At 38.7% G+C, this 13552-nt stretch carries 12 protein-coding genes; 10 read left to right on the top strand and 2 right to left on the bottom strand.

Going from position 1 to position 13552, the window contains the following annotated elements; genetic code table 11:
- Positions 1–60 precede the first annotated feature (60 nt).
- The gene (locus ADICYQ_RS21095) at positions 61–2163 is read right to left on the bottom strand and encodes a polysaccharide lyase family 8 super-sandwich domain-containing protein (RefSeq protein ID WP_235114829.1); all 2103 of its coding nucleotides are present in this window, start codon (positions 2161–2163) and stop codon (positions 61–63) included.
- Between the two features lie 123 nt (positions 2164–2286).
- Positions 2287–2502 carry an MbtH family protein gene (locus ADICYQ_RS21090; protein ID WP_081652416.1) on the bottom strand — a complete coding sequence of 72 codons (216 nt, stop codon included), beginning with the start codon at positions 2500–2502 and terminating at the stop codon, positions 2287–2289.
- A 196-nt stretch (positions 2503–2698) separates the two neighbouring features.
- On the opposite strand from ADICYQ_RS21090, the gene ADICYQ_RS21085 reads away from it, so the two are divergent.
- The 10 genes from ADICYQ_RS21085 to ADICYQ_RS21040 all read left to right on the top strand — a co-directional run bounded on the left by ADICYQ_RS21085 (position 2699) and on the right by ADICYQ_RS21040 (position 13379).
- A complete protein-coding gene (locus ADICYQ_RS21085; protein WP_020893364.1) occupies positions 2699–3799 on the top strand; it encodes an AI-2E family transporter in 1101 nt (366 codons plus the stop codon).
- Between the two features lie 104 nt (positions 3800–3903).
- On the top strand, positions 3904–4269 hold the full coding sequence (locus ADICYQ_RS21080) for a hypothetical protein (protein ID WP_020893363.1): 366 nt from the start codon (positions 3904–3906) through the stop codon (positions 4267–4269).
- 72 nt (positions 4270–4341) lie between these two features.
- Entirely contained in the window at positions 4342–5952 is a 1611-nt protein-coding gene (locus ADICYQ_RS21075; protein ID WP_020893362.1) for a serine hydrolase domain-containing protein, read from the top strand.
- Positions 5953–6537: 585 nt separating this feature from the next.
- On the top strand, positions 6538–7125 hold the full coding sequence (locus tag ADICYQ_RS21070; RefSeq protein WP_020893361.1) for a TetR/AcrR family transcriptional regulator: 588 nt from the start codon (positions 6538–6540) through the stop codon (positions 7123–7125).
- Complete coding sequence (locus tag ADICYQ_RS21065; RefSeq protein ID WP_020893360.1) at positions 7122–8255, top strand: hypothetical protein; 1134 nt, start codon at positions 7122–7124, stop codon at positions 8253–8255. The genes ADICYQ_RS21070 and ADICYQ_RS21065 overlap by 4 nt, the downstream gene beginning before the upstream one ends.
- Positions 8256–8265: 10 nt before the next feature.
- Positions 8266–8973 carry an ABC transporter ATP-binding protein gene (locus ADICYQ_RS21060; protein WP_020893359.1) on the top strand — a complete coding sequence of 236 codons (708 nt, stop codon included), beginning with the start codon at positions 8266–8268 and terminating at the stop codon, positions 8971–8973.
- The gene (locus ADICYQ_RS21055; protein ID WP_040417418.1) at positions 8970–10127 is read left to right on the top strand and encodes an ABC transporter permease; all 1158 of its coding nucleotides are present in this window, start codon (positions 8970–8972) and stop codon (positions 10125–10127) included. Before ADICYQ_RS21060 ends, ADICYQ_RS21055 begins: the two co-directional genes overlap by 4 nt.
- Positions 10124–11398 carry an ABC transporter permease gene (locus ADICYQ_RS21050; RefSeq protein WP_020893356.1) on the top strand — a complete coding sequence of 425 codons (1275 nt, stop codon included), beginning with the start codon at positions 10124–10126 and terminating at the stop codon, positions 11396–11398. Before ADICYQ_RS21055 ends, ADICYQ_RS21050 begins: the two co-directional genes overlap by 4 nt.
- Before the next feature lie 60 nt (positions 11399–11458).
- Positions 11459–12196 carry an outer membrane lipoprotein-sorting protein gene (locus tag ADICYQ_RS21045; protein WP_020893355.1) on the top strand — a complete coding sequence of 246 codons (738 nt, stop codon included), beginning with the start codon at positions 11459–11461 and terminating at the stop codon, positions 12194–12196.
- Positions 12197–12221: 25 nt separating this feature from the next.
- Positions 12222–13379, top strand: a complete 1158-nt coding sequence (locus ADICYQ_RS21040; RefSeq protein WP_020893354.1) for an ABC transporter permease — start codon at positions 12222–12224, stop codon at positions 13377–13379.
- Positions 13380–13552 lie beyond the last annotated feature (173 nt).

Here is a 13552-nt window from a genome sequence, read left to right as displayed (position 1 = left end):
GGGTTAATAACTTAATGGCATGTTTATCATATTGTTCTATAGTAAGTTAGCTATAATGTTTTAAAGTGTAAAACTAAGGCTTTTACCAGCAAATGCACCTTTAGGCATTTGAATAATAAACTGAGAGGTTTTTGTTTTCTTGTCTTTTAATACTTTTAGACCATCACTTTTCGCAGTGTAAAGCCCGTTCAACGAAAACTTAAGCTCCGTCAATTTTCTGGTAGGATCTGAAATAGAAAAGGATTCAACTTTCCCTTTTTTCAGTTTCAGCATTATGATTCCAGCATTTTCCATTTGTAAATTCAATTCATTTTCAAGTGATAAATTTCCAGACTGGTAGAATACTGCTTGTACCTCATTTTCATTCTTTACCGCCTGAAGCTCCTTGGTATTGGCAAGAATTTCATGAGGTGTACCTGCTTCATAAATGGTTTTCAGTTCATTTTCTGAAATGGATGGAAAAACCATATAGGCATAGCTACCATTTTCAGGTTTTATACCATGGTCGAACCATACTTTTAAAACCTCTTCTGAAATTACTTTTGTGGATGCGTTCTTTTGGTCCGTTATATCAGACCAGCGCCCTGTTTCAGTTTTGTTGGAGACATGAACCGTAACATCATTGGGGAAAATATAACCAATGTTGCCATGATACAGCCATTTAAGTTGATTAATATTGTGTTCCCCTTGGGGAAGCTTTGTAGCACCTTGGCCTGATTGTAAAATGCTTACCGGAGACCTTAACAATACCTGATCCACCGTGGTTACAATTGGTAAGTCTTGGCTTCCTTGAATGCCTGCTCCCAAACAAACATAACTTTGGTCAAAGAAAAACCAGGACTTTTTGGCTCTGCTGCCATCATGAGGACTGATAAAATCAAAACCTACCGCCCCTTTTTGGCCATCTTCTACCGCTCCAACAAAGTCCATTTTACCTGCTTTTTGGATGACATCCCCTCCCAGTAAGTTTGGCTTTTGCAGGATGGTGGTTCCCGATATTTTTTGCCAATCATAAACCGGCCAAATGTCATGGTATTCGTTTCCTTTAAGCATTAGGTAGTTGGTACCATCAGCCCGATGATGGGTGGTTATACCTGGTCCATTATAAGGTATCTCCATGTTTTTATTTCGGCTGGAAAACATCCGAACGGTGGTATAAAAATTAGGCCGTTGTACCACAAAATGCTCCGTTTGCCAAAAGAATTTTGCAAAGGAAAGGGAAGGAGAGGATTCTCCTTTTCTTAAGCGTATTATTTCTTCCAATTCCTTTTTTCTGTAATCCGTACTTCGAAGCAATCGCTCTATTTCAAGTGTTCCTTTAGGCTTAAAGGAAGATTTGGTGGCAATGGCTCGGTTTTTTACACTAACATCCTCATAGACACCATATACCAACTGTTTGTATACACCATCCAGGTAATAATCCACCAATTGATTTATTTTTTCAACTTCAAATGCATAGGAGGTTCCAGCCACATAGGCTGACCACTCCCCAAAAGCATTGGCATATTTGCCATAACCATAAGATATAGTATTGTTTACCCGGTCTTCTCTGTGGTGAAAACTATAATCTTGTTGCATTCCACGCCCACCGTTATTGAACTTGATTTCATTGGCTATAATATCGATCACCTCATCAAAACCTTTTCTATCTTCATTGAACAGCAGGTTTTTGGCAAGAATTCCTGCTATAACAATCCGGTCGCCACTCGGTCTGGCTCCGGAGGCATCCATGTTCGCACGGCCTATCATTGGCTGGCTTTTATCAATCAGTTCTTTAGGGAGCGAATTACCCATTAATAAAATCAGGTTGACAAGATTCTCTGGGGTTGTAATTTGATTGTTGTGCCAATTGTCTCCTATAAAATCATTGTCCATCCAAAACTTGGTAGCCAATGTGATTTTCTCTAACAAAAGTTGATTATGATAGTAGGTAGATTCTTCTGATTGGTAGGCTTTGGCTAGACTTACTAGTGCCAATACATGCCTTCTCTGTGGGAAACCGGCTGTTCTGCTTAAATCATCGTATTTGATGTTCTTAAAACTACCATCCGCTTTTATCTTATTCAATAATGAGCCTATCTCATTTGAATCTACTGTTCCGGCTTTTAATTGGTTTACCACTCTTTCCCTTATCAGTGCTATCTCGTTTACTTGTGCTAACAAGCTGCCGCTTAGGAATGTGCCTAAGTATAAAAGTAAAATGAATAAGGGTCTTTTGGGGGAGCTGGTTATTGTCATTATTTTGAATAATTAATGCGACTATTTCTAATCTATGTCTTTATTTTATTAGGCATCTTCCGTCTTTTTTCTCAGGCTCAATGGCCGCATGTCTGTCCATACCTTCTCTATATGGTCAAGACATTTTTGCTTAGTACCTTCTTTGCCTTCTGCTTTCCATCCTTTAGGAATCTTTCTTTCTTTGGGCCAAATACTATACTGTTCTTCATGATTGATTACCACTAAAAACAAGCTGCTTTCCTCTTCTTCAAACATAAATTGCATTAACATTGTGATTTACAGAATTTCAATTTAGTTATTATCTTTTTCCCTACAATAGGTTTTATAGTTGTCATACTGAATAATTCGTATGGAAAAACCATAACTAATAGAAGTTTGAATAAACAAACTATCCGAGCGTATAGAAACTTAGCACATTTATTGCATTTTGTCAATAAGCATTTAGATTTAAAACATACACATGAAGAAATTCTTTTACCGAACCAGCCCAATAGTTCTTACCGCTTTAATAATCATCGCTTTGTATTTTTTAATTTTAGGACTGGTCGCCTCCCAAAAAGTATTGGCACCATTAATATTGGCTTTAGTACTGGCTTTACTAGTCTATCCTATTGCGCAGGTTTTGCAAAAAAGAGGATTGCATAGAATATTAAGTACTTCTTTTGTCGTGGGGATGGTATTTGTTGCCTTTATTGGAATTTCTGCTGTTATTTCCTTGCAGGTAAGGTCTTTTTTAGAGGATGCTGATGTTATGAAAGAGCGCTTGAGTCCAGTTGCGCAAAAAGTAGAACTGTTTGTATTGGCCCATACTCCATTAGAGCGAAGCAAGTTGGAAGCTTATAAAACGAGTTATGGCTTGAATGGTGAACAACCGAATGAAGAAGAAAAATCTTCGGAAGTAAAACAGGATGAAGCATTTGTGATGTTGGGAAAAGTAATGGGTACCGCAGCTGACTCTCTCCTTATTTTTGTTTACCTCTTTTTTCTCATTCACTTTAGACATATGTTTTACACCTTTATTTTAAAGTTGTTCCCCGATGAAATTAAAGAAAAAGTGAAGAGGGTTACACAAGATTCCGCTAAAGTAGTTAGGCAATACCTAAATGGACGGTTGATTTTAATGGTTATTTTAGTTGTACTCTATAGTTTAGGAATGTGGATTTCAGGTGCAGAAGACTTTTTGCTGATCAGCTTTATTGCTGCCTTTCTTTCGTTAATTCCTTTCATAGGCAATATGGCTGGTTATGTTTTAGCCTTATTTATCGGTTTACTTTCAGGAGGTGAGTTCTATACTTTAGTGGGTATTTCAGCCACATTTTTAATTGTTCAATTTCTTGACTCTTATATTTTTCAACCCATTATACTGGGTAATAAGGTAGATGTGCATCCCTTTTTTATTATTTTAGCAGTTATTATCGGTAATGCCATTTGGGGAATTATCGGAATGGTTTTATCTATACCAATAATTGCCATTATAACCGTGATCCTTCGAGAAACACCCGGGGCGAATGCCTTTGCTTACCTACTCAGTAATGGAGAGGACAGCAAAAGTGAAGGGTAAAATAGGTGTTAAAGAGCAAGATAGTAGACAGTTAAATGGCTACTGTTGAAGCTTATTAAAATGATTCAATCCTTTACGTAAAGATTTTATAAATATTTTTCAAAATGAAGATTCCAAGCCTGGCTTATATTAAAAAGGAACTGACACAAAGGAATGAACCCGAATTGGTTGATTTGGTATTGCAATTAAGCAAATTGAGTCGTGACAATAAGGCTTTTGTGTACTTCAAACTTTTTGAAGCCGATAACAATGATTTGTATTTGGCAATGGTCAAAGAAGATTTGGAAGAAGCTTTCGAAAATGCAAATTTAAAAAGTTATTTTACGGCCAAAAAATCTGCACAGTCCATCAGGAGAATGATGAATAAAAGCCTGAAACTGACTAAGGACAAGGTGACGATTATTGAGTTGCTTTTCTTTTTTGTGAGAAAATTATTGAATTCGGTTACCTCAAATTTCGTCATCCTGTAATCGATAATTTATATGCCTCTCAGGTAAAAAAGATTGAGAAACTTATAGCAGGACTTCACGAAGACCTGCAATTTGATTACCAGGAAACATTGCATAATTTTAAAAAACACATTAGATAAAATCCCCATTTTCCACCCCATAAATAACCAACCCAATGAAGTCAGCTTTAAAATTATTTTTATTCTTTTCCTTTCATTTCAGGCAATAGGGCAGGAAAGAGCGACGGATTTTGTCTACAGCACACCATCGGAAGAAAATTTTGATGCCCAAGGGGTTTTATCCTTCCTTGATAAGGTGGAAAATAGCGAGCACGAGTTACATAGCCTGATGGTTTTGAGGAGAGGGAAAGTAATCGCTGAAGGTTGGTGGGATCCTTATGGCCCCAAACTAAAACATACCATGTATTCAGTAAGCAAAACCTATACTGCTTCAGGGATTGGTTTTGCAGTAAGTGAAGGCCTTGTTTCTGTAGAAGATCAGGTTATTAAATTTTTCCCGAAATCCCTTCCCACTGATGTTAGCGAAAACCTGAAACAATTGAAGATTAAACACCTGCTTACAATGAGCGTGGGACATGCAAAGGACTATACATTTTCTATTGTAAGAACGGAGGACTGGGCAAAGTCTTTTTTGGCTGTGCCAATAGTAAATGAACCTGGGAGCCAATTCGTTTACAACACAGTCGCCACCTATATGTTGTCTGCCATTGTCCAAAAAGTATCTGGTCAAACCCTTATAGATTACCTAAGGCCAAGACTGTTTCAACCTTTGGGCATAAAAGGAGTGGATTGGGAAAAAAGTCCACAAGGTATTAATACCGGAGGCTATGGGCTCAGGGTTAAAACAGAGGACATGGCTAAATTAGGACAACTCTTTTTGCAAAATGGCAACTGGGATGGGAAACAAATTCTGCCTGAAAGTTGGATAAATGAAGCCAGAAACCTGAAGATTTTACAAAATCCCAATGCCAGTAGAGAAGAGAAGGCTAAAAGTGACTGGCTTCAGGGATATGGTTATCAAATGTGGAGAAGTCGCCATGATTCTTACCGTGCAGACGGAGCATACGGACAATACATTTTAGTTTTACCCAAACAGGAGGCTGTTATCATCATTACCTCTGAAACGTCAAATCTTCAAGGCCTTTTAAGTGAGGTTTGGGACCATATATTACCTGCTTTTGATAGTGAAAGTAATAGTAGCAAAGATTTGATATTGAAGGAAAGACTAGAAAAACTTGCTCATAATCCTGCAATAGGTGTTGAAAATGAATGGATGGAAAATAAATGGGACGAGAAAAACATAACGCTGTCTACTGAAGAGGAAAAGATAAATTTTCACATTGATTTCCAATCCAATAATTTGGTTTTGAATCTAGTTGAGGAGCAAAAGGACTATAAATTAACAGTTGGCAAAGAACATTGGGTTTCAGGCATAACTGACAGAAAACAACCTTATTTAGTGGCCCATGCTAAGAAAGCCTTGAACGGACTTGCCCCATACAAGGTCTTTTCCAGTTATTATTGGGAAGATTTTCAAACGCTAGTTGTTGAGATTAAATACATTGAAAGTCCGCATACCGACACACTTAAATTTTCCTTTGATGGGAATAAAGTCACTTATACAACAAGCAGTCTTGGGAATAGAGGCGCAAGTAAAGTATTCAAAGGAATTTTAGAGGAGTAATAAATGGTGATGTTTTAAGGGGTTTATTTCAGTATTATAACAAGTAGGTTACCTCTTGACTTGATACTTATATTACCCTTTAAAGAATACTGATTTTTTGGATTTGTAATGATTCATGAGAGAGGTAAGAATTGTCATCATTTAATTTTTGGAGATCGACTCCGGACTAAAAATAAGTGGATCTCCTCTTCGGAGCTAACTCATTTTCTTAACGCCCTCCATCCATCTCCAAAAACCATAAGTTTTGAAGGGCGGTAACCAAAGTGATAGATACCCAATGCGATTTTTCGCTAAACGAGAGCCCCAAGGAGTGAAACCTTTGTAGCCACGGGTGTCTAGCCCGTGGTAAAAATAACGTGTATACCATGATTTTGGCGGTATTGTTGCTTTTTTTTCTGCAACAATAATGACAAAATCTCAACGTATCAATGTCCTATTATTCCATCCTTCTGGCGTACTACACCACCTTCCTTCTACATCAGGAATGGATTTAATAATATCCATATTCCATTTCGTTTTATTTGTTACTAAATTTGATATATGTTACTAATAACGTATATTAGATAAAAATAAGTAACATATATTTTGACAAAGAGAACCAAAAGCCAACTGGCCATTTTAAAAGCTGCAAAGGAATGTTTCTGGAAATATGGGATCAATAGGGTCACTGTAGAAGAAATATGCGAAAAAGCCGGAGTAAGCAAAATGACTTATTATAGAAGTTTTGCCAATAAAAAAGTAGTTGCAGTGATGGTGTTAAAGGATGTAATTGGCAGCAGTGAGCAATTATACGATACCATTATGGCCAAGAAAATTGACTTCCCTCAAAAAATGAAAGAAGTGGTTTTATTGGAGCATGAATTTTCACGTGGCATAAGTCAGGAGTTTATCAATGACATAATGAACAATGAGGAGGAGGAATTACAGGATCTTATAATAGAAGGGAATAAAAATGGTCAGGATAAATTCATTGAACACCTGAAAGTAGCTCAGAAGGAGGGATGGGTCAGAAAAGACCTTCATTTTCCTTTCTTAATTTACATGATGAATGACATCAACAATAAACTAAGAGATGAAAAGCTAATTGCCATGTATGAGACCACTGAGGATTTGATAATGGAAATGGTAAATTTCTTTTTCTATGGCATCGTATCTCCTGAAAAATTAAAATGAAAGCCATTGCGTTCATATTGCTTTTAGGTTGCTATTCCATTCAAGAAGCTATGGCTCAAAAGGACCTTTTTCATGGTCAGGCGTCAATTGTAAGCAGTTATAGCCCAAAAAACGACCTTCCTTTTTTCTTCGGTGCCCGTTATATACCTGAATTAAGGATTAACAGTTCAATTGATTCCGTCAAAAACATTGACATAGTAGCCTCAGCGAATATTTCCAGTACTGTCCTTTTTTCTGACTTCAATTCCACTGAGTCCAATTTTAGTGTCAACCCTTACCGGGTTTGGCTAAGGTACAGTTCCAGCCAATTTGAGCTTAGGCTAGGTTTGCAAAAGATCGACTTTGGTTCTGCCGCAGTTTTACGACCCTTACAATGGTTCAATCAGATAGATCCCAGAGATCCACTTCAACTGACCAATGGTGTTTATGGCATTATGGGCCGGTACACCTTTTTGAACAATGCCAACATTAGGCTTTGGGGACTTTATGGCAATGAGAAGGCCAGGGGATTTGATGTGGTTCCTACCAATAAGGCTGTTCCTGAATTCGGTGGCAGAATTCAAAACCCTGTCCCCAAAGGTGAATTGGCATTTTCCTATCATCACCGCGTCGCCAATTCAATAACAATCGGTCAAGTCAATGCTTTTGACAAAATCCCTGAAAACAGGTTTGGCTTAGATGGGAAATGGGATTTAGGCGTAGGCTTGTGGTTTGAATCGGTTTATGTTCATAGAAACAAGGACTTGGGAAACCTTACCAACCAAACCTTACTAAATATAGGGGTTGATTATACCTTCCCCGTAGGCACTGGTCTAAATGCTGTTTTGGAACACATGCAAATTAATTTTGACGAAGAGAATTTTGCCGTAAACAATGCCTTGCATGTTACTGCAGCTACCCTAATGTATCCGCTGAGCTTTTTTGATAACCTTACCACTGTCATGTATTATGATTGGAACACTGACAACACCAGCTTCTTTATAAACTATTCTCATCAATTCAAAAAATTAACGGGTTACGTAATGGGGTATTACAATCCGGAATCTATTCAACAAGGTATTCAACAAAACGAATTTGTGAACCAATTCAAAGGCCCGGGTTTAAGGCTGATGTTGGTCTATAACCATTAATAGAATCACTATGGAGAAAATAATTTCACTGTCACATGTTACCAAGAAATTTGAAGTAGGGGATGGTTATTTCACTGCCTTGAATGATGTTTCCTTGTCCTTTAATGCTGGTGAATTTGCGGGATTTGTAGGGCCAAGTGGTTCTGGCAAAACCACGCTGTTAAATATCATTGGATCTTTGGACAGCCCTACGGAAGGTGAGGCAATGGTTATGGGGAGAGACATCGCCAAACTCAGTCATAAGGATTCTGCTAAATTAAGAAATCTGCATATTGGCTTTATATTTCAGGTTTTCAATCTGCTCCCAGTTTATACGGTATTTGAAAATGTAGAATTCGCTTTACTACTTCAGGACGTTCCAAAAGAGGAAAGAAAGAAGGCTGTAATGGAAGCATTGGAATGGGTAGGTTTGGAAAGTATGGCAAATAAAAGGCCCGACAAATTATCTGGCGGAGAAGGCCAAAGGGTAGCGATTGCAAGGGCCATGGTCAAACGTCCAAAGATATTGTTGGCCGATGAACCAACCGCCAACCTGGACTCTGCCAATGCGCATGCCATTTTAAAAACCATGAAAACCTTAAATAAAGAATTAGGTACTACCTTCTTGTTTTCTACCCATGATGAAAAAGTCATGGCTTACCTGGACCGAACCGTTTCTTTGAAGGATGGAAAAGTGGTTTCTGATGTAGCGAATAAAGACCAACAAGTACAAGCATGAAATTGGCCTTTATACTAGCCTACAAAAACCTTATAGGTGCTGGATTGAGAACTTGGCTGAATGTCGGTATTCTGGCCTTTGCTTTTATTCTCATCATCTTCTATAATGGCTTGCTGGATGGGTGGAATCAACAAGCCAGACTGGATACCATCAATTGGGAAATAGGATATGGAGAATTGAGGACGGACAATTACGATCCCTTTGATCCCTTTTCCATTCAGGATGCCCATAAGGCGTACAAGTCAGAGGAATTCCCCATGTTGACCCCTATTTTGATCCGACAAGCATCCATCTACCCACATGGCAGGATGATTTCAATTGCCTTAAAAGGAATACCAGTGGATCAAAGCCAGTTAAAACTTCCTACTTCATTTCTTACCTCGGAAAAGGAGACCATCCCGGCAATCATAGGAAAGCGCATGGCAGATGCGGCCAAATTAAAAGAAGGGGAGGAAGTGCTATTACGTTGGAGAGATAAAAATGGAACATTTGATGCAATGAACATCACCATTGTCAAAATTTTCGACTCAAATGTAGGCAATATTGACGCTAGCCAAATCTGGATAAGCCTTGAGCAGCTCCAGACCATGACAGGCCTTAAGGAAGAGGCCACTTATCTCGTCGCAAATGAAGGATACTCTCACGAAAAAATAAGTGGGTGGACTTTTGTTAGCCAGGAAACACTGCTACAAAACATTAACGATATTATTGCCTCAAAAAAGATTTCCGGATCCGTCATGTACTTGATGTTATTGGCCATCGCTTTATTGGCCATTTTTGATACCCAGGTGTTGTCCGTTTTTCGCAGGCAAAAAGAAATAGGAACTTATGTGGCTATGGGAATGACGCCAGGTCAGGTAGTTGTTTTGTTTACAATGGAAGGAAGTATGTATAGTTTCTTGGCCATGCTGGTAGGAGGCCTTGTTGGAATACCTATATTCACCTATTTGGCCATGAATGGAATTTCTTTTCCTGATGTGACACAAGACATGGGAGTAACCATGGCTTCAAGGATATTCCCTGTCTTCGGAGTACAACTTATTTTGGGTACCATGGTATTGGTGATTGTCTCAGCAACAATTGTCAGCTTTTTGCCAGCCAAAAAAATAGCTTATATGAACCCAGTTGAGGCATTAAAAGGAAAGTTACAATGATAAAATTTTTATTTAAAGGAATTATCAGGGACAAAAGCAGGAGCATGCTCCCCATCATTGTTATCTCTCTTGGGGTATCTCTTACGATAGTTTTAAGTGGTTTTCTTAGTGGGGCCATGACGGACATGGTCGATCAGAATGCGAAATTTGAAACGGGGCATGTTAAAATCATGTCTCGGGCTTATGCAGACAATAAAGACCAACTTCCTAATGACCTGGCTTTACTAGGTGTAGACAGCCTGGTGGCCAATCTTCAGGTAAATTATCCTGATCTACAATGGGTCAAAAGAATTCGATTTGGGGGACTTCTGGATGCTCCAGATGGCAATGGGGAATCCAAAGGTCAGGGACCAGCTGCCGGAATAGCCATTAACCTTTTAGATGCATCAAGCGGTGAAGTGGAGCGAATGAATATTTCCAATTCGATCGTGTCTGGAAATCTCCCTAAAAATGCCAAAGAAGCACTTATTGGAGATGAATTTGCAAACAAACTGAATCTTAAAATAGGAGATGAAGTGACCTACTTTGGTACTACAATGAATGGAAGTATGACTTTTCAAAACTTTATAATAAGTGGGACCATTCGTTTTGGTGTTGCAGCAATGGATAGAGGTGCAATACTTTTGGATATTACTGCAGCTCAGGAAATGTTGGACATGGAAGATGGAACAGGCGAAATACTTGGCTTTTACAATAATGGGGTCTACGACGATAAGGCTGCCATAGCTTTAGAAACAGCCTTTAATAAAAGATTCGAAAACAACCCTGACGAATATGCTCCGGAAATGTTTACACTTCGTGCACAGAATAACCTGGGGGATCTTCTGGATTATGCTAATAATATGTCAGCCATTTTTGTGATCATCTTTGTGGGGGCCATGTCGGTGGTGCTATGGAATACTGGTCTGATTGGAGGACTAAGGCGGTACCAGGAATTTGGTATTCGCCTGGCACTAGGAGAGTCCAAAGGTAGCATTTACCGCTCCTTGGTTTTGGAAGCTACCTTAATAGGCATTATAGGCTCCTTGGTAGGGACAAGTTTAGGACTAATTGGAGCATTTTATTTACAAAACTATGGTATTAATATAGAAGGCATGGTAGACAATTCAGCCATGATGATGCCTACAGTAATGCGAGCTAAAGTAACTCCTGACCTCTACTATATAGGCTTTATCCCTGGCGTTTTTGCAATGGTTTTTGGCAATATGCTCTCAGGAATTGGTATTTACAAAAGGGAAACAGCCAGTTTATTTAAGGAGTTAGAAGTTTAAATTATCTGGTCCGAATTTCCTGTCGAAATTAGATATCCGATACAATAAAAAAATACAATCATGAAAAATCAATTGATTATAGCTTGTCTTTTGCCTATTTGGACCTTTCAGGTCAAGGCCCAGGATGCCAAGACCATCCTGGAAAGGGTGGACAAAAACATGGTATCGAAAACAGAGATCACGGAATCTGAGATGGTTATCAGAGGCAAAAGAAATGTTCAAACCATCGGTTCAAAATCCTATACCGAGGGCAATCAAAAATCCTTTACCGAGTACCTCTATCCAGAAAGAGAAAGAGGTACTAAAATGCTGAAACTAGGTGATCGCTTGTGGATCTATTCTCCCTCTACAGACCGTACTATTCAACTCTCAGGGCATATGTTACGGCAATCAGTTATGGGCTCAGATTTGTCCTATGAAGACATGATGGAAGATCGAAAACTCTCAGAAATATATGAAGGAAAAGTTCAAGGAGAAGAAACCCTGTCTGGGAGAAAGGTGTGGATTTTAGAATTGATTGCTTCTGTAGAGGATGTAAGTTACTACAAGCGAATGATATGGATAGATCAAGAGCGGTACATTCCCCTTCAGGAAGAGTTGTTCGCCAAAAGCGGGCAATTATTGAAAAGAACAGTAATGTCTGAAATCGAGCAAATTGAAGGTCGCTGGTATCCAAAAAAAATTAATTTTAAGGATGTTTTAAAAGGGGGAGAAGGTACAGATTTCATTCTCAAAAAGGTGCAGTTTAACCCTACCATACCAGATTATATTTTCACTAAGGCTTCATTAAAAAAATGATGGATTTTCTCAATGTTCAAGTACTATGAAGCTTTCCTTCCAACTTGCGTATAGAAACCTCATTGGAGCTGGATTAAGAACCTGGCTGAACGTTGGGATTTTAACCTTTACCTTTCTGGTTATCATTTTTTACAACGGTCTTCTGGATGGCTGGAATCAACAAGCAAAAAGAGATGCCATCAATTGGGAATTCGGTTATGGACAGTTTCATCATAAGTTTTATGAGCCTTACAATCCTTTTACGCTTCAGGATGCTCATGGTAAATTCAATGTAAAAGAAACCAAAGGGTTAACTCCACTTTTGATTAGACAGGCATCCATTTACCCCAATGGCAGAATGCTATCTATCACCTTAAAAGGACTTCCAAAAAACCAGAGGGCACTAAAGATCCCCATAGGCAATTTGGGTAAGCACCTGGGGGCCATTCCTGTGGCCATAGGTAAAAGGATGGCAAATGCAGCCAACCTATCGATTGGTGATGAGATCACCCTTCGCTGGAGAGACAAAAACGGTACTTTCGATGCTACAAACGTGGTGGTGGCAACTATTTTCAATACCACAATAAGCACTGTAGACCAAGGCCAGATTTGGATGACTTTAGAGGATTTATGGAGAATTACAGGGCTGAAAAATGAAGCTACCATTTTGATTGCTGACACACAGTTCAAAGACACTGAATTTGAGGATTGGAAATATATAAGTCAGGATAAATTACTCAAAAACATTAACGATATCATTGAAGTAGAAAGAGCAAGTGCTCGTATAGTCTATTTCATGTTATTGGCCATTGCACTGTTGGCCATTTTTGATACCCAGGTTTTGTCTGTTTTTCGTAGACAGAAAGAGATTGGCACCTATATCGCTCTGGGAATGACCAGGACGCAGGTCACAGGGCTGTTTACCATCGAAGGCAGCATGTACAGCCTTTTCTCTATGCTGGTTGGAGCGATTATCGGTGTACCCTTATTTTGGTATTTAGCAGATAAAGGGATTTCCTTTGGCTCCGTCACTGCAGACATGGGAATAGGATTGGGAGATAGAATTTACCCTTCTTTTAGTCCTGAGCTTTTGATTTCTTCTGCCTTGGTTGTAATAATTTCTGCTACCATTGTTAGTTTTGTTCCTGCTCATAAAATCGCAAATATGAACCCTGTAACTGCGTTAAAAGGAAAACTGCAATAAGGCTTACGGTTTGAAAATCGTGGCTTTCTATATTTTGCTTTTATAAGGTTTAAATTCTATTCAACACGATAGATTTTATACGGTTACGATGAAGCTGAAAGCAGCAGCGATTGATTAATTTTAATGGGAATTCATTAAGTAATAAAATGGCAGTCGTATATTTCGAACCAAAG

This window comes from Cyclobacterium qasimii M12-11B (assembly GCF_000427295.1).
Lineage (GTDB): Bacteria > Bacteroidota > Bacteroidia > Cytophagales > Cyclobacteriaceae > Cyclobacterium > Cyclobacterium qasimii.
This window is presented reverse-complemented; position numbering and strand designations above follow the sequence as displayed.